This window comes from Streptomyces sp. NBC_00554 (assembly GCF_041431135.1).
In the GTDB taxonomy this organism is placed as follows: Bacteria; Actinomycetota; Actinomycetes; order Streptomycetales; family Streptomycetaceae; genus Streptomyces.
In genome coordinates, this window is sequence record NZ_CP107799.1 from 5,747,423 (window position 1) to 5,762,602 (window position 15,180).

Genomic DNA, 15,180 nt, shown 5'->3' on the forward strand with positions numbered 1-15,180 from the left:
CGGGCGGTTCAGCGGCCGCGAGTGTTGCTTCGCCCCACCGGTACGCGCATCAGGTCCTCGCCCAGGATCATCCGGCCACCGAAGTCGGCGCGGCGGGCGCTGTCGCGCAGGAGCCGGCGCCAGGTGGCGTCCGAGGTGGCGGCCGGATTTCCGGGACTGAGGTGGGTGGCGACCAGCGTCCGCACCCCGGACTCGGCGGCGATCCGCCCGAGTTCGGACACGTCGGTGTGCGTGGCCAGGATGTGGTCGATGAGGTGCTGCGGCAGGCCGAGGGCCGCCAGCCCGTCGGGGTGGAGGGCTTCGTGCACCAGGACGTCGGCACCCCGGGCGAGCCCGATGACGTTCGGCGTCGGGGTCGTGTCGCCGGAGAAGACGACGCTGCCGTGATCGGTGTCGAAACGGTACGCGTAGGCGGGGTAGACCGCGCCGTGCGGGACCAGCACGGCGGTGACCTTCACATCGTCGTTCTCCATGACCGTGAAGGGCGCCATCGCCGGGGCGGTGTTCGTGGCGGAGGCGCCGGTGCCCGCAGGCGGAAGCACGTCGTGCACCCGTAGCAGGGAAGCCGGGTCGATGCCGATGTGCTCGGTCATGAAGAAGGTGGGGGCGGCGGCGTACGCCTGTCCCGCCAGCCTGGTCATGTCGATGGTGCCGGGAACGGGCCCGGGGGCTCCGGCGACGGTGGAAGCGATGCCTGCCGGCCCGGGACCGTACACGTCGATCGGACTCCGGAAGCCCTGCGCGCCGGCGGCGCCGGCCGCGAGCATCGGGAAGGCGTAGTAGTCGACGACATGGTCGGCATGCAGGTGGGTGAGGAAGATGGCCGCCAGTGAGGGCATCGACAGCCCGGCACGCATGTACTGGCTCACCGCGCCCCGCCCGCAATCGACCACGTACGTCCGGCCGTTGACCACCAGCGCCTGCGAGATCCCGTACCGGGCCGCGAGCGGCGGCGGCCCGGAGTTGGTACCGAGGAGGGTGAGCGACAGCCTCGTATCGGAGGAGGCGTCCGAGTTCGCAGCCGCCGCTGCCTCCCCGCTCAGCAGCGGCACGGTGACAGCCGCGGCGGACGCGGCCACCGCGCCGAGCAGGGTTCTACGAGTTGTCGACGCCGACGCTGACGCGCCTGTGCACTCGATCGAGGATTCACACATGAGGCATTTGCTCCTTCGCGGCTCCTGGTACGCGGAGCCACCCTCACCAGGACGCGAATGCCTGTCCACAGCCCGGTACGAACTCGGGCTTCGCGGCGTGCAGCATGAGATTGCGTACTGCGAACGAGCTGCTTGCGGAGGCGGGATGCCAGGTCGGGTTCCGTCTGTGCCGGCCCGACGCGGGCCCGAGGGGCAGGGCGAGCCGGGTGTCCTCGTCCGGGTCAGGCCGCCGGCAGTTCCTCCGCGGACAGCCGGCCCGCGTGCACCGCGTCGACCAGGGCCTGGTGGTCGCGCTCGTTCTGGTCGGCGTATGTCTCCGCGAATGTGGCGAGTGCTCGGTCGAACGGGTCGCCGTTGCCCAGGTACGCGGCGATCGCGATCCGGTCGCCGGACCGTGCGTGCGCACGAGCCAGCGTGACCCCGCACAGTTCGCCGAACGCCTGCATGTCCTTCGGCCGCATCCTTTCCGGCATGGCGATGCCCTTCCAGTCACGCAACTGGCGGATGTAGAAGTCGCGTTGCCTGCCGTCCATCCCGTCCACGCGTTCCCAGCCGAGGAAGATGTCGCTCGTGGCCTGCATCAACCGCTGGCCCGCGACCACGCGTTCGCCCTGGTTGCGGTACTGGCTGGCGCCGACGTGTCCGGCGAGCACGGAGGTGTCGGCCTCCTTGGCCTGGAGGAAGAGCGGGTCCTGACCGTCCCGGCCGAGGAGGAGGAAGATCCAGCAGCGGGTGCCGACGCTGCCGACGCCGACCACCTTGCGGGCGACGTCCGCCAGCCGGTAGTCCTCCAGGAGCGTGCGCCGGTCGGAAGCGAGAGTGCGGCCGTACCGCTCGATCAGTCCGCGGAACTGCCGCTCCAGCGCGTTGCGTTCGACGTCCGGCAGCAGGTCGCCCGCCGGGGTGAGCAGCGGGGGGTCCGCCGCGATCCTGGGCCGGCCGTCGACCGTCTCGGTGAGCTTGTCGAAGGCCTGCAGGCTGTCGCGGGTGCGGGCCTTCTCCATGGCGCGGGTCAGGTTCTCCCGACCGCGCTTCGTTCCGTGGAGTCCGCCGCCGGCCAGGGACTCGAGGAGGTCCGCGTCGATCTTCGCGTACCAGACGTCGAGGTTGCCCGTGCCCGCGAAGCGGATCATCGCCTCGCGGTACGAACGGACCGTGGAACTCACGATGCGGGCGCGCTCGGAGTCGTCGAAGCCGTTGGCCCGGCCCGCGATGACGAGACTCGCCGACAGCCGTTTGACGTCCCACTCCCAGGGGCCCGGCAGTGTCTCGTCGAAGTCGTTGATGTCGAACATCAACTGTCTCTCGGGCGAGGCGAGTAGACGGAAGTTCAGCATGTGCGCGTCCCCGCACAGCTGGGCCGTGAGTCCCGAGGCCGGGCTGTCGGCCAGGTCGGACGCCATGATCGCGGCGGCGCCCCGGTAGAAGCGGAACGGGGCTTCCATCATCCGTCCGTAGCGGATCGGGACGAGTTCGGGCAGCCTTGCCGCGGACTGCGCCTCCAGGATCGCCAGCGGGTCCGGCCGGTCCGGAGACGGCTTGTACTCGGCGTGACCCGACCTGGGCGAGCGGCGCCGCGCCTCCTTTCCGAGAGCCGCGCGTTCCTCGGGCGTGCCGCGGAGTGCCGCGCGCATCGCCGTGGTCGCGTTCTGGGCCATCGAGGACCCTCCTGCCTGATCCTGCGGCCGCCGGGTGGGCGTCCGCTCTCAGCCCTGGGACTCGATCTCCGCATCGGCGACGGCGATGGCGATGCCGAGTGCCGTGGCGATGTTGCCTGCTGCCGTCATGACGCGGGCCGTGCCCACGATGGGCGCGATGGCGACCAGGACATCCTGCAACTGCTCGGCGGTCAGGCCGGTTTGGAGGGCGGGGTCGATATGGGCAACGTAGGAGATCGGCGGGGCGTCCGAGGCGGCCAGTGCCGCGATACGCGTGAGTATGAGCATGTCCGGGGCCAGCCCGCATCGCTCGATCGAGTCGACCGTCATGGCGGCGAGGGTGTCCAGGACAGGAGTTTCAGATGCAGTGGCCATGTCGAATGCCTCCTAAGTGTGGCCGGCGGCGGCGAAGACGACCCAGCCGCTCCCGATGCCGGTTTTCGCGGGAATCCGCACTGCCGCACCCGAGCGCGCCCCGCTCACATGAGTCGTCATTGCCGGCTCCCTGATGTCGCACGGCTCCTCACAACCGGGGTACCTGTTCGGCTGATCGGGTTACTTCCACTCTCGACCTGTAGGGCGTGTTGTGCACCTCAGGGCGTGCGGCGGCGGGAAGCGGCTCTGGCGGAGCGCGACGGCAGATCCCGCCCGGCTCAGCGCAGGCGTCGCGGACCGCTGTGCTGTTTCCCGGCGCCTTCCGGTGCGTCCTGGGCCTCGCGCAGGTCGGGGGTGGTGGCCTTCGCGGCGTCGTGCCCTGGCTCGGCATCCTGCGCTTCTACAGCCCCGAGCAGCCGTTCTTCGACAAGACGTGGCGGCCGGGCGAGGTGGAACCCGCCGACTGACACGGACGGCCGGTGCCTTGCGGAGGTTGTGGTTCTGCTCCCGCGCCATCAGAGGGTGTTCTTCGTCCCCCGCCCACAGGGCGTCTCATACTCCGGAAGCGCTACTCGGAGTGCGTGTATCACTACCCTGAGTGCCTAGTGGTGGCAGCCGGCAGTCTCACCGCAGCCCACCCCGGGAGTGTCATGAGTACGCCGCCCGAGCCATCCGACGTCGCACCTCACCCTCCGTCGACGTCGAGCCGGAAAGGCTCGCGTGCCGGACGGATCGCGATGAGCACCGTCTCGGCCGTGCTGATCACGCTCACCTGCATTCTCGTGCCGGTATCCCTGATCACTGTCTGGGTGCACGACATCGTGCTGGACACCGGCCGGTACGTGTCGACGGTCACCCCACTCGCGTCGGACCCGGCGATCGAGGCCGCAGCGGCCACCCGTATCTCCGAAGCCGCCGGCGCCAGGGTCGACGGCGCCCAGGTCACCTCCGACATCGCGGCGTGGCTGTAGTCCCAGGGGCTGCCGCCGCGCGCAGGTGCCGCGATCAAGTCTCTGGGCCCGCAGCTGGATGCGGCAGTCGAGCAGACCGTCACCAAGGTGGCGACCCGCTTCGTCGAGAGCGACAGGTTCGAGACCATCTGGACCGAGGCCAACCGGGCCGCCCATTCGGCAGTGGTACACGCGCTCACCGGTGACGGCCGCGGCGCCACCGAGGTCAGCGACGGGACGGTCACCCTCGATGTCGGCGTCGCGGTCGAGCAGGTCAAGCAGGACCTCGTGGACGCCGGGCTCTCCCCGGCGGAGAAGATCCCCGACGTGGACAAACAGATGGTGCTCTTCCAGTCCGACAAGCTGGAGAAGATCAGGGACGGGGCCCATCTGCTCGACGTCGTCGGCAACTGGCTGCCTGTTCTCACGGTGGTGCTCGGGGCGCTCGGGGTGGTGCTCGCCCGGCGCCGTCGGCGAGCCCTGGTGACCACGACCCTCGGCGCGGCCGCGGCCTGCCTGGTCCTCGCCATCGGCCTGGTGATCGCCCGCCGCTACTACCTCGACCATCTTCCCGCGCAGGTCCAGTCGCCGGATGCGGCCGCGGCGATCTTCGACACTCTGCTCCGCTTCTTGCGGAGCAGCATCCGCACCGCACTCGTCCTCGGGGTCGTGGTGGCCATCGGCGCCTATCTGTCCGGTACGGGCCGCCTGCCGCGCGCCGTGCGCGGAGCAGCCGAGCGTACGGCCGACTCCGTCGCGCGCTGGGGCGGCGCTCACGGAGTGCGCACCGGAAAGGCCGGAACCTGGGTGGACGCCCACCGGCGGTGGCTCACCATCGGGGTGCTGCTCGTCCTTGCGCTGGTGTTCGCGCTCTGGAACCACCCCACGGTGCTGACCGTGCTGCTGCTGGTGCTCATCCTCCTCGCCGTACTCGCCGTGCTCGCGTTGCTGGCCGCCGACGGTCGCAAAGCCGAGCCTGCCGAGAATCCCGGGGAGCGGTAGCTGCCGTGGCCGTCGAGCAACAGAAGCCGATGATGCGACGCCTTCTCCCGGCCGGAGGCTTGCGTCTGCGGGCGTGATCGCAGCGAGACGCCCGGGAGCGAGCCGTGAAAGGGCAAGGAGATCCCTACGGTGGTCAGGACCTGAGTCCGGGCGGGCGTCCCGAAGTCCTCAGGCCGGGACGCCTGTCATGCCGACCGGTCCAGCGCGCCGACGATCAGGGCTTCGAGCTGCTGCGCGACCTGGTCCAGGGGCTTCATGCTGCGCTTGGCACGGCACATGGCGATGGCGCCTTCGACGGATGCCACGATGAGGGTCGCGAGCCCCGGAGCCCGGTCGGGGGCGGCGCCGTGCTCGCGCAGCGCCTCGGCGAGCAGCTCCTCCCAGCGGTCGAACGCCTCGGCGGCGGCGACGAGGGCGGGCGGGGTCTCGTCGGCAGGCGGCTCCTCGACGGCGACGGCCAGCACGGGGCAGCCGGCGCGGAAGTCGCTCGCGAGGACGATGCCGCGCCACAGTGCGAGGAAGGCGTGCAGCCCGGCGACCGGGCCCGCGTCCAGCTCCTTGCGCAGGATGCGGGCGACTGCCGCATCCGCGTACCGCACCGCCTCGGTGGCCAGTTGCTGCTTGCCCTCGGGGAAGTAGTGGTACGTCGAGCCGAGCGGTGCTTTGGCGTGTTTGGCCAGGTCACGGATGCTGGTGCCGTTCAGGCCGCGCCTGCTGATCATGTCGGCGGCACCGGCCACGATGCGCTCGCGCGACGGCGCGCTGGGTTTGGTCAAGGCCGTGCTCTCCTCTGGCTATAACGCTCGTCATAGTCTAGCGTGACCTCCCGTTATAACGACCGTTATAGAGCGGCTGTGTGGACAGCCCAAGGGGACGAGGGAGACTCCGTCATGCCGATGATCCGGCTCACCGTTCCGGCCGGTTCGCTCACCGAAGGGGGACGCGCGAGCGTCCAGAGCGACCTTGCCGCCGTACTGCTGCGCTGGGAGGGAGCGCCCGACACGGCGTTCTTCCGAGCCCAGGCGTGGAGCTACCTGATCGAGCTGCCCGAAGGGGCGGGGACCACCGCCGAGGACGACGAGCCGCGCTTCCTCGTGGACGTCACCGTTCCGCAGGGCGCCCTGTCCGAGCGCCGCAAGGCGGGCCTGGTCGAGGACGTGACGAAGACCGTGCTCGACGCCGCCGGACTCTCCCCGAACGACGCGCTGAGGGTGTGGGTGCTGGTGCACGACCAGCCTGAGGGCACTTGGGGCGCCGGCGGCTCGGTCATCCGCTACGCCGACCTGGTGGCACTGGCGAAGGGGCCCCGAGCCGATGCGTGAACTGACCTACGTCGCGAAGCGCACCGTCGAGTGGCGCGAGGCGCCCGACCCCAAGCTCCAGTCCGACCAGGAGGCGATCGTCGCCCCGGTCGCGGCCACCTCCTGCGACGTGGACTCGATGATCCTGGCGGGCCACGGCTTCATCGACCCTCCCTTCGCCCTCGGCCATGAATGCGTGGCCAGGGTCGTCGAGACCGGCGACGCGGTGACCGCCGTAGCCCCCGGCGACCTGGTGGTCGTCCCCTGGTCCATCAACTGCGGCAGCTGCGACCACTGCCGCGCCGGACTCACCGCCCACTGCACGGCCGTACCGCACATGGCCATGTACGGCGCACCGATCGGCGGAAGCTGGGGCGGTCTCTTCTCCGACCTGGTCCGCGTGCCCTTCGCGGACGCCATGCTCGTACCCCTGCCCGCGGGCCTCGACCCGGTCGCCATGGCCTCGGCCAGCGACAACTGGTCCCTGTCCTGGCGCCTGGTCGCACCCCACCTCAAGAACAGGCCCGGGGCCCGGGTCCTGGTCGTCGCCCGCGGCAGCATCGGCCTGTACGTGTGCGACATCGCCCGCGCACTCGGCGCCTCCGACGTCCTGTACGTCGACCCGGACCCCGAACACCGCCGGATCGCCGAGAGCTACGGCGCCCGTACGGCCGAGGCGATCGAGCCCGTACGACATGGCTTCGACCTCGCCGTCGAGGCCACCGGCCGCGTCGACCAGCTTGCCCTCACCGTCAAGTCCCTTGCCCCGGAAGGGATCTGCGAGTCCGCCGGCAACCACTTCCGCCCCGGCGAACTGCCCCTGCTCGACATGTACCTCACGGGCGTCACACTGCGCATCGCCCGCGACAACGTCCGCGCCCACATCCCCGACGCCCTCGACCTCGCCCGCTCCGGCCAGGTCGACCCCGCCCGGGTCGTCTCCCACGTCCTCGACTGGGAGCAACTCCCCGACGCACTCCCCGAGAACCACCTCAAGCCCGTTTTCGTCCGCAACGACGGCTGACGACACGATTGAAAGATCTTGGACGGCATGTCATGAGAACGGCGTGCTCGTACCTCTCTTCTGTGAACGGCCACCGCGCCTCCCGGGCGACAACGGCCCACATCGCAAGGGAGGTTGGACGGTGGAGCTCGCTGCTGCACTCTTGTCCGTGGTCGCCCCTCTGGCCCCTGCAATCAAGGGCTGGCTCGATAGCGTGGCACGTCGCAACCGGTCCCTGGCCCGGGCCGAGATCATCCGGGCCCGGCCGGCAAGTCCGAGCGACTCGTCGGATGGGCACCGGAACCGAGAGGAAGGCAATGGCTGAGCGGGAGGCGGTGACCGCCGAAGACTTGGGCGCTCTGTACGAGAAGTACCGGGTCAGTCTGACGGCGACCGCTCGCCAGGCGCTCCTTGCTCGCGGCGTGCCGGAGTCGGTTGTCTCGGCCGAGGACATCGTGCAGAGCGCCTTCGCCAAGGCCTTGCGCAATCCGGCATCCATCGAACATCCGATCAGCTACCTGCGTGTGGTGATCCGCACCGAGGTGGCCAACCGGGCCAGGCAGCAGGCCGATCACAGGCGAATCGAAGCCCTTCGTGCGGCCGACCCTTCGCGCTTCGACCCAGTGGAGTGCGCGGACTTCTCCGCATTGGTCGCCAACCGTTGTGCCATCGAACAGGCCCTGGCCGGGCTGTCCCTCGCGCAGCGCACTTCGGTATGGGTGACGAAAGCGCTGGACTGTACCCAGAGCGAGGCCGCGACCCTCATGGACAGAGCCCCGGGCACGGTCGCCACGCACGTCTCCCGCGGCATGGATCTGCTGCGCGCGAGCCTCGGCCCTGCTGTGGTCGCCGCCATCGTGTGTGTGGCGAGTCGACTCATCGGCGGTCGGCTGCAACGCACTGATCCGGCGCGGGAACCCGGTGAGGGGGAGGGCACATCGCCTGCTCGGTGGTGGTACGAGGGGCGGGCCATGCTGCTTGCGCTGTACGAGCGTTGGCCCGAGGTCGCTGCGCTGTCGAGCTTGGCCGCGTGCGGCATCCTCTGGTGGGTCTGGCGGCGCTGCCTGCCCAGTGGGTCCGGGACGTTTCTCGGCAGGTGGCTGAGCGTACGGAGAACGAGGCGGGTGTGGCTGAGCGCCACGAGCCGCCTCGGAATGCCCTTCATCGCGCGCAGCATCACCCGCGACGTCATCGTTTTCACGGCGCCGGGCGACTCCGATTTCGACGCCGTATCGAAGGGCATGCAACGGGTCTCCCTCCATATGGAGCGAAAGCTCGGCCGTGTCGTTCGCCTGGAGTTGTCCGGCGGGCCTCCCCGTCAACAGCACTTCACTCCCAACACCCGCCTGCAAGACCTGCTCGGCCTGACCGGCTGGTCCAGGGGCGAACTCGCCGGACTGGTGAACCGGCAGGCGGCTGCCATGGGGCGCCCCCAACTGGCGACCGACACCTCGCGGGTGAGGCGTTGGATCGAGATGGGAGAGATCCCGCGCGATCCCGTACCGCGGGCGCTGGCGGCCCTGTTCACCGAGCGTCTCGGCCGTGTCGTGACCATCGAGGACCTCGGACTGGTCAGGCGCGGGCGCTCGGGGAAAAGGCAAGGCGGCGGGGGTACGGAGTATCCCGGAGGTGTGCCGTGGGCGCCCGAGCGGACTGCCGCGGTCCTCACCGAATTCACGGGAACGGACCTCGTGCTCAACCGACGCGGCTCGGTGGTCGCGGGTGCCTCGCTCGCCGCGGGAACCGCACATCGCACAACCCGGGAAGCCCTCAAGATCCTGGAAGTTGTCACGCGTGCACCGCATGGGGTGGCGTCTCGGGCACAGATCGCCCGCTCCCTGGGGACGTTCGGCACGGTCGAGTCGGCAGCCCTGTCGATGCTGATCCGGCAGGGCTACCTCCAACAACTCCCGGACAACAGGTACGCCGCCGGCGGGCAGGACTTGGGCCGACTCGCAATCGGCCGGGACACCGGAAAGCCATGGACCACGGCGCCGTTGAGTCCGCACGGCATGCGCCCACTCACCCGCCGTATGGAACGAGTGGCAGGAGGGGCGACTGAGGAGTCCTCGTGATGTGGTCTCTCCCCCGGCCGGGGGAGAGGGTTCCCTCGCGCGCGGGATCTCCCCGTGCCGTCGGCCGAATGTACTGAGGCAGTCGGCACCGGAAAGGAATTGCATGCGCACCCTCACGAGCCTCACGAGACGACGTCTGCTCACCACTGCCGTATCGGCGGCCTTGGCCGCGGGCCTGGCCGCCGTGCCCGCGCGGGCCGATGACCGGATCCGCGCGCGGGCCGCGGACCGGACCCGCGCGGTGGCCGATGACGTGGTGGACGCCCTGCGGGCGCTTCCGGGCCTGCGGGTCATCGAGGAACGGCCGGGAGCCGAGCCCGGATACCGCTTCTTCGTGCTCGGCCTGCGCCAACCGGTCGACCACAACGACCCCGGGGCCGGGACCTTCGAACAGCGCCTCACCCTGCTCCATACCGCCACCGACCGGCCCACGATCCTGTTCAGCACCGGATACGAAGTGCCGCTCATTCCACGGCGGACCGAACCGGCCGTCCTGCTGGGCGGTAACCAACTCGGCGTCGAGCACCGCTTCTTCGGCACCTCGCGCCCGGCGGCCCTCGACCTCACCCACCTGACGATCCGCCAGGCCGCCGACGACCACCACCGCGTGGTCCGCCTCTTCCGTCGGCTGTACCCCGGTGCGTGGATCTCCACCGGCGGCAGCAAGGGCGGCATGGCCAGCGTCTACCACCGCCGCTTCCACCCCTACGACGTGGACGGCACCGTCGCCTACTCCGCCCCGAACAACGTCGACGACCGCGAGGACTCCGCCTACGTGCGGTTCCTGGAGCACGTGGGCACCGCCGCCGCCCGCGACGCCCTGAAGACGGCACAGCGACAGATGCTGCTGCGCCGCACAGAGATGGTCGCCCGCTATGAGGCCTGGGCGGCGGCCGCCGGCGACACCTTCCGGATCGTCGGCAGTGCCGACAAGGCACTGGAGATCGCCGTCCTGCGGGTGCCGTTCATGTTCTGGCAGAACCGCACCGCTGCGGACGCCACCGCCGTCCCCGGCCCGGACGCCTCCACCGACGCGCTGTACGCATGGCTGGAAGCGACGGCCGCCCTGCCCGTCTACGCAGACTCCACGGCCCGGAACTTCATCCCCTACTGGTATCAACTCGGCACACAAATGGGCTACTTGAACGTTCCCACCGCCCATCTGGACGGACTCCTGCAGTACCCGGACGCCATCGAACCCCGCAGTTTCGTGCCGGCCGACATCCCGATGCACTTCGACGCCGAGGCCATGCCCGACATCGACCGCTGGGTGCGGCGGCGCGGCGGCCAGTTGCTCTTCGTCAACGGCACCCAGGACCCGTCCGTCGCCGAACACTTCCGGCCCGGCCCTCGCGACGCCCGCACGCTGTGGGTACCGGGCGGCAACCACCACGTCACGATCGCGGACCTGGCCCCCGCCGACCGCACGGAGGCTGTCACAACGCTCCGCCGGCTGGCACAGTCTTCGTGTGACGATCGAGATATGGGTAGCGATCATTTCGGGAGCTGTGGCGTTGACCAGCGCGACGGTTGGAACCTATAGCGCAGTCCTGTCGGCACGAATACAGCGCGAGATGGAGGTACGCCGCCACCGCGTAAGAAAAGAAGAAGAAATAGAAAACGTCATGAGTCGGTTCAGGGAACCTTTCCTGAGAGCCGCCTTCGAACTTCAGACTCGCATTCACAATATTGTAGATACCGATTTCGTGCCGCGCGTGTCCGGCGACGGCAGCCACGGGGAGCCGGGATACGTCCGCTCCAGCACGTTGTTCAGACTGGCTCAGTATTTCGGCTGGGTCGAAATTCTGCGAAAAAGTGTTCAATTCTTGGACCTGGGAGACCAGGAGCGGACCAGACAGCTGTCGGACAGACTGGACCGCATTGGTCTGGCTTTCGCTGAAACCTCCAGGTATCCCGAGAATTCCGCATTCCGGCTCTACCGTGATGAACAGCGAGCACTCGGCGAGCTGATGATAGAGCGAACCCCCGGTGCCGCTCGCGAGCTTCAATGCATGAGCTATGTTCAATTTGTGGAAGAGCTGGAGAGCAACCCGACCTTTTCTCGATGGTTCGGTCGGCTGAGTGGCGAAATCGATGGACTTGCCGATGCCCCACCCGGATACCTGGACAGAATGGTGAAAGTCAAGGATGAATTGTCCACTCTCCTTGCTTTCCTCGACCCGGACGGTGTCAGATTTCCGTCGATCCATCCGGGGATTCGTTGAGGAATTAACGCCACGGCAGTCCGCCGACGCCGGCTGGGCCGGTCGGTCGGCCGTCAGGCGGAGCGGCAGCCGGCCTACAGTGCCCCTCATGTCGGGGAACCCCTGGTTCGAGATCGATGATCCTGAGAATGAATCGGATCGACCATGCGAGGCGACGAACTCCACAACCAGCTCTATTTCCTGCCCGACAGACCCACAAGCCTTGCCACGGAAGCGGCCGGCTCCCCGCAGCAACTCGCCGATCACGCGGCCCAGTGGTTCGAAGCCGTCCTGCGCAAGCCCATCGTGCGCTACGAGTGGGAGCACAACGGCCGGGTCTATGCCGGCAGGTACCTGTTCGCGGACAGCGGGCAAGGCCTCAGCCAGAGCTACAACCATTCCCTGGCCCCTGACGGACAGGCGGAAAGCCTGGCGGCAGATGGGCACGTGACGGGCAAAGGATGGGTCCGAACCAGCGGGCTCGGCAGGCCCGACCGCATCGTCCCCATCAGATGACACCAGCATCTCTGGGATGCCCACGAGGCAAGTGGTGTCCGGCTCACCGGCGGCTCGCCGGGCACGCCGTGCCGAACCGGGGCGGCGTGCGGGGATACCGTCGGCGGCATGGACGGTGATCGCCGAGGGTGGCGCCAGTGTTTGCTCGGTGGGGCCGTGTTCGCCGTGTGCATGGCCGGCACCACGCTGCCGACCCCCCTCTACGGCCTCTACCAGGAGAAGTTCGGGTTCTCCGAGCTGACGGTCACCGTCGTGTACGCCGTGTACGCCTTCGGGGTCATCGGCGTGCTGCTGCTGGCGGGCAACGCGTCGGACGCCGTGGGCCGGCGTCAGGTGCTGCTGTGGGGCCTGGGATTCGCGGCGGCCAGCGCCGTCTGCTTCCTGTGCGCCACCGGGCTGGGCTGGCTGTACGCGGGGCGCCTGCTGTCGGGACTGTCCGCAGGTCTGTTCACCGGGGCCGCCACGGCGTACGTGATGGAACTGGCACCGTCCGGCGGAGCCTCACGGGCCACGTTCGTGGCGACGGCAGCCAACATGGGCGGGCTGGGCTGCGGTCCGCTGCTCGCCGGAGTGCTCGCGCAGTACGCCCCCTGGCCGCTCTACCTGCCGTTCGTCGTACATCTCGCCCTGGTGGCCTGCTCAGCCACCGTCCTGCTGTGGCTTCCGGAGACCGTACGGGAACGGCGCCCGCTGAGCACCGTACGACCGCAGCGGCCCGGCCTGCCCCCGCAGGTGCGGGCGGTGTTCGGGCCGGCGGCGATCGCTTCGTTCGTGGGGTTCGCCTTGTTCGGGGTGTTCACATCGGTCAGCCCGGCGTTCCTCGCAGAGTCCCTGGACGTGCACAACCACGCCGTGAGCGGTCTGGTCGTCGCGCTGGCCTTCTTCGCCTCGACCGCCGGTCAACTGGCCGTCGGCTGGGTCGGGTTGGAGCGATCGCTGCCACTGGGCTGCGCCGCACTCCTTGCCGGCCTTGCACTGCTCGCGGGCGCGCTCCGGTGGGACCTGCTGCTTCTGGTGGTGCTGAGCGCGATCGTCGGCGGATGCGGGCAGGGGCTGGCATTTCGCGGGGCGCTGTCCGCAGTGGCCGAGGCGTCTCCCGCGGACCGGCGCGCGGCCGTCATCTCGACGCTGTTCGTGGTGGCTTACGCGGGCATCTCGGTACCGGTGATCGGCGTGGGGGTACTGGCGGGTCCGATCGGCCTGGAGGGCGCGGGGCTGGTGTTCATCGCATGCATGGCCGTGCTGGTCTCGACCGCGGCCGTCTACCTGCTCCGGCGACCGGTACCGACGAGGCCGTGAACGCGTACGGACGCGGTGACCCACGTACACATGCACATGTCCGCGGATGCGGCCGTGACCCGGGCGGAGTGCCGGGCGGACTGCTGTCCGGCGGCGCGCCAACCGCACAGCGGCCGCGCCGTCAGAAGCCTCGCTTCGCCTCCGCGGCCGTCACATCCACAGCACGCCGTCGTCCTCGTGCTCGCGCACGCGGAACGCGATCATCCGGCGCAGCAGCTCGCCCGGCACAGGCTCGCCGTACGGGAGCTTGACCGAGCCCTTGCCGGTGGCGAATCCGGCGAGGGCGGCGTCGAACGCCTCACGGGTGCTGGGGGTGAACACGACGTTCGCGTGCTTCGCGTGGCCGCTGACCATGAACAGGATCGTCCCGGACGGGTGAACCCACGCGGGATGGCCCCACTTGACCGCCTCGCTCGCCGCGGGGACCGCCTCGAGGGCCAGCGCCCGCACCTGCTCAAGCACCTCGCGGCCTGGCCCCGCGAAACCCTCGATGTACTCACCGATCGTCTGCGGCTTTCCCATGGCGGCAGTGTGGCACCGCCCACTCTTCATGGCGCGTCTTCATGGCACGTCTTCATGCCACGTCTTCATGGCGCGGCAGGGGACACGTAGTCCTCAGTCGGAGGTCGCCGTGGTGGACGCCCCGAGCCGCTGGCTTCCGATGACGGAGAGCAGCCGGAGCTTGTCGTGGTCTTCCGTGCCGGGGATCGCCGTGAAGACCAGCAGCGACTGGGCCTGGTCCGGGTCGACGAGCGTCTGGCAGTGCAGGGAGATCATTCCGACCTGCGGGTGCAGGATTCTTTTGCGGTTGGTGTAGGAGATACCGACTTCGTGCCGGGCCCACAGTTCCGCGAACTCGGAGCTCTCCGCGCACAGCCGGTCGGCGAGCGCGGCGGCGTGTGAGCCGCGGCCCTCGCGGGAGGCGATCGTGCGGAGCTGGGCCACGTAGACGCGGCTGTGCGTCGGGTGGTCGTCCGACGCGTAAGTCGTACGTTCGTCCGGGTCGGTGAACCAGCGGTAGATGATGCTTCGCGCGAGCCCGGTGAATCGTGTCTGGTCGCCGAGCAGGGCCACTGCCAGCGGGGTCTGCACGATCGTCTCGCCGGTGGCGGTGACGACCTGCGCGGGCGTGTCCTCAAGGCGGTCGAGGATGCGCATCATGCCGGCGTTGACGTGGTCGTCGCGTGTGGTGCGGGCCGGTGCGTTGTGGCCGGCGAGGACGAAGAGGTGGTCGCGTTCGTCGAGGGTGAGCCGGAGCCCACGGGCGATCGCGGTGATCATCTGCTCCGAGGGCTGCGGTCCGCGGCCGCGTTCGAGACGGCTGTAGTAGTCCGTCGACATTCCGCACAGCGCGGCCACTTCCTCGCGTCGTAGCCCGGGCGTACGTCGGCGCTGCCCCGGAGGAACGCCGACGTCGTCGGGTTGCAGCGCCTCTCGACGCCTACGGAGAAATGTCGCCAGACCGCTCTGATCCATATCGACACTGTGCCTCACCCGGATACGGCTATCCACTGTCTGCCAGTCCCAGGCTGAGCCTCAGCCTGGGACCGCCGGACAGTGGACAAGCAGGCACTGGATGGCTTCTCGGATCGCGCGTCAACTGGTCATCGGGTTCGGCACAGCATCCCCGTTTCGGAGCGAAC

The 15,180-nt window shown here is 69.3% G+C and carries 15 protein-coding genes and 1 pseudogene; 10 read left to right on the top strand and 6 right to left on the bottom strand.

Annotated elements, in window-relative coordinates; translation table 11 throughout:
• Positions 1 to 8 precede the first annotated feature (8 nt).
• The 3 genes from OG266_RS25355 to OG266_RS25365 form a co-directional block, all read right to left on the bottom strand.
• Positions 9 to 1,154 (bottom strand): MBL fold metallo-hydrolase, encoded by a 1,146-nt coding sequence (locus OG266_RS25355; protein WP_371548600.1) that lies wholly within the window; start codon positions 1,152 to 1,154, stop codon positions 9 to 11.
• Between the two features lie 221 nt (positions 1,155 to 1,375).
• Positions 1,376 to 2,812, bottom strand: a complete 1,437-nt coding sequence (locus tag OG266_RS25360; protein ID WP_371548601.1) for a DUF2252 domain-containing protein — start codon at positions 2,810 to 2,812, stop codon at positions 1,376 to 1,378.
• A 48-nt stretch (positions 2,813 to 2,860) separates the two neighbouring features.
• Positions 2,861 to 3,187: a carboxymuconolactone decarboxylase family protein gene (locus tag OG266_RS25365; RefSeq protein WP_266460064.1), complete on the bottom strand. Its 327-nt coding sequence runs from the start codon at positions 3,185 to 3,187 to the stop codon at positions 2,861 to 2,863.
• Positions 3,188 to 3,489: 302 nt separating this feature from the next.
• On the opposite strand from OG266_RS25365, the gene OG266_RS25370 reads away from it, so the two are divergent.
• From OG266_RS25370 to OG266_RS25380, 3 genes are all read left to right on the top strand, one after another.
• Positions 3,490 to 3,654 (top strand): hypothetical protein, encoded by a 165-nt coding sequence (locus OG266_RS25370; RefSeq protein ID WP_266460066.1) that lies wholly within the window; start codon positions 3,490 to 3,492, stop codon positions 3,652 to 3,654.
• 270 nt (positions 3,655 to 3,924) lie between these two features.
• Complete coding sequence (locus OG266_RS25375; protein ID WP_371548603.1) at positions 3,925 to 4,158, top strand: hypothetical protein; 234 nt, start codon at positions 3,925 to 3,927, stop codon at positions 4,156 to 4,158.
• 87 nt (positions 4,159 to 4,245) lie between these two features.
• Positions 4,246 to 5,139 (top strand): hypothetical protein, encoded by an 894-nt coding sequence (locus tag OG266_RS25380; protein ID WP_371548605.1) that lies wholly within the window; start codon positions 4,246 to 4,248, stop codon positions 5,137 to 5,139.
• 185 nt (positions 5,140 to 5,324) lie between these two features.
• Here the strand turns inward: OG266_RS25380 and OG266_RS25385 are convergent, their stop codons facing one another.
• On the bottom strand, positions 5,325 to 5,915 hold the full coding sequence (locus OG266_RS25385) for a TetR/AcrR family transcriptional regulator (protein WP_371548606.1): 591 nt from the start codon (positions 5,913 to 5,915) through the stop codon (positions 5,325 to 5,327).
• 114 nt (positions 5,916 to 6,029) lie between these two features.
• Here OG266_RS25385 and OG266_RS25390 point away from each other — a divergent pair, with 114 nt between their 5' ends.
• From OG266_RS25390 to OG266_RS25420, 7 genes and pseudogenes are all read left to right on the top strand, one after another.
• Entirely contained in the window at positions 6,030 to 6,461 is a 432-nt protein-coding gene (locus tag OG266_RS25390) for a 4-oxalocrotonate tautomerase family protein (protein ID WP_371548607.1), read from the top strand.
• Positions 6,454 to 7,464, top strand: coding sequence for a zinc-binding dehydrogenase (locus tag OG266_RS25395; RefSeq protein WP_371548608.1), 1,011 nt, complete (start codon positions 6,454 to 6,456; stop codon positions 7,462 to 7,464). The genes OG266_RS25390 and OG266_RS25395 overlap by 8 nt, the downstream gene beginning before the upstream one ends.
• A 1,277-nt stretch (positions 7,465 to 8,741) precedes the next feature.
• Positions 8,742 to 9,191 (top strand): annotated as a pseudogene (locus tag OG266_RS25400) (hypothetical protein); the annotation flags it as partial.
• Positions 9,192 to 9,621: 430 nt separating this feature from the next.
• On the top strand, positions 9,622 to 11,061 hold the full coding sequence (locus OG266_RS25405; protein ID WP_371548610.1) for a S28 family serine protease: 1,440 nt from the start codon (positions 9,622 to 9,624) through the stop codon (positions 11,059 to 11,061).
• Positions 10,988 to 11,743 carry a hypothetical protein gene (locus tag OG266_RS25410; protein WP_266460082.1) on the top strand — a complete coding sequence of 252 codons (756 nt, stop codon included), beginning with the start codon at positions 10,988 to 10,990 and terminating at the stop codon, positions 11,741 to 11,743. The genes OG266_RS25405 and OG266_RS25410 overlap by 74 nt, the downstream gene beginning before the upstream one ends.
• Before the next feature lie 144 nt (positions 11,744 to 11,887).
• The gene (locus OG266_RS25415; RefSeq protein WP_371548611.1) at positions 11,888 to 12,238 is read left to right on the top strand and encodes a hypothetical protein; all 351 of its coding nucleotides are present in this window, start codon (positions 11,888 to 11,890) and stop codon (positions 12,236 to 12,238) included.
• Positions 12,239 to 12,346: 108 nt separating this feature from the next.
• Positions 12,347 to 13,537: an MFS transporter gene (locus tag OG266_RS25420; RefSeq protein WP_266460087.1), complete on the top strand. Its 1,191-nt coding sequence runs from the start codon at positions 12,347 to 12,349 to the stop codon at positions 13,535 to 13,537.
• Between the two features lie 150 nt (positions 13,538 to 13,687).
• On the opposite strand, the gene OG266_RS25425 is transcribed toward OG266_RS25420, so the two are convergent.
• The gene (locus OG266_RS25425) at positions 13,688 to 14,059 is read right to left on the bottom strand and encodes an iron chaperone (RefSeq protein WP_371548612.1); all 372 of its coding nucleotides are present in this window, start codon (positions 14,057 to 14,059) and stop codon (positions 13,688 to 13,690) included.
• Positions 14,060 to 14,152: 93 nt separating this feature from the next.
• Positions 14,153 to 15,013, bottom strand: coding sequence for a helix-turn-helix transcriptional regulator (locus OG266_RS25430; protein WP_371548613.1), 861 nt, complete (start codon positions 15,011 to 15,013; stop codon positions 14,153 to 14,155).
• Positions 15,014 to 15,180: the final 167 nt, after the last annotated feature.

Excerpts from the sequence above, each read along its gene's own strand:
- OG266_RS25355 (WP_371548600.1), bottom strand. The coding sequence starts at position 1,154 with ATGTGTGAATCCTCGATCGAGTGCACAGGCGCGTCAGCGTCGGCGTCG.
- OG266_RS25360 (WP_371548601.1), bottom strand. The coding sequence starts at position 2,812 with ATGGCCCAGAACGCGACCACGGCGATGCGCGCGGCACTCCGCGGCACG.
- OG266_RS25365 (WP_266460064.1), bottom strand. The coding sequence starts at position 3,187 with ATGGCCACTGCATCTGAAACTCCTGTCCTGGACACCCTCGCCGCCATG.
- OG266_RS25375 (WP_371548603.1), top strand. The coding sequence starts at position 3,925 with ATGAGCACCGTCTCGGCCGTGCTGATCACGCTCACCTGCATTCTCGTG.
- OG266_RS25390 (WP_371548607.1), top strand. The coding sequence starts at position 6,030 with ATGCCGATGATCCGGCTCACCGTTCCGGCCGGTTCGCTCACCGAAGGG.
- OG266_RS25395 (WP_371548608.1), top strand. The coding sequence starts at position 6,454 with ATGCGTGAACTGACCTACGTCGCGAAGCGCACCGTCGAGTGGCGCGAG.
- OG266_RS25405 (WP_371548610.1), top strand. The coding sequence starts at position 9,622 with ATGCGCACCCTCACGAGCCTCACGAGACGACGTCTGCTCACCACTGCC.
- OG266_RS25415 (WP_371548611.1), top strand. The coding sequence starts at position 11,888 with ATGCGAGGCGACGAACTCCACAACCAGCTCTATTTCCTGCCCGACAGA.
- OG266_RS25420 (WP_266460087.1), top strand. The coding sequence starts at position 12,347 with ATGGACGGTGATCGCCGAGGGTGGCGCCAGTGTTTGCTCGGTGGGGCC.
- OG266_RS25425 (WP_371548612.1), bottom strand. The coding sequence starts at position 14,059 with ATGGGAAAGCCGCAGACGATCGGTGAGTACATCGAGGGTTTCGCGGGG.
- OG266_RS25430 (WP_371548613.1), bottom strand. The coding sequence starts at position 15,013 with ATGGATCAGAGCGGTCTGGCGACATTTCTCCGTAGGCGTCGAGAGGCG.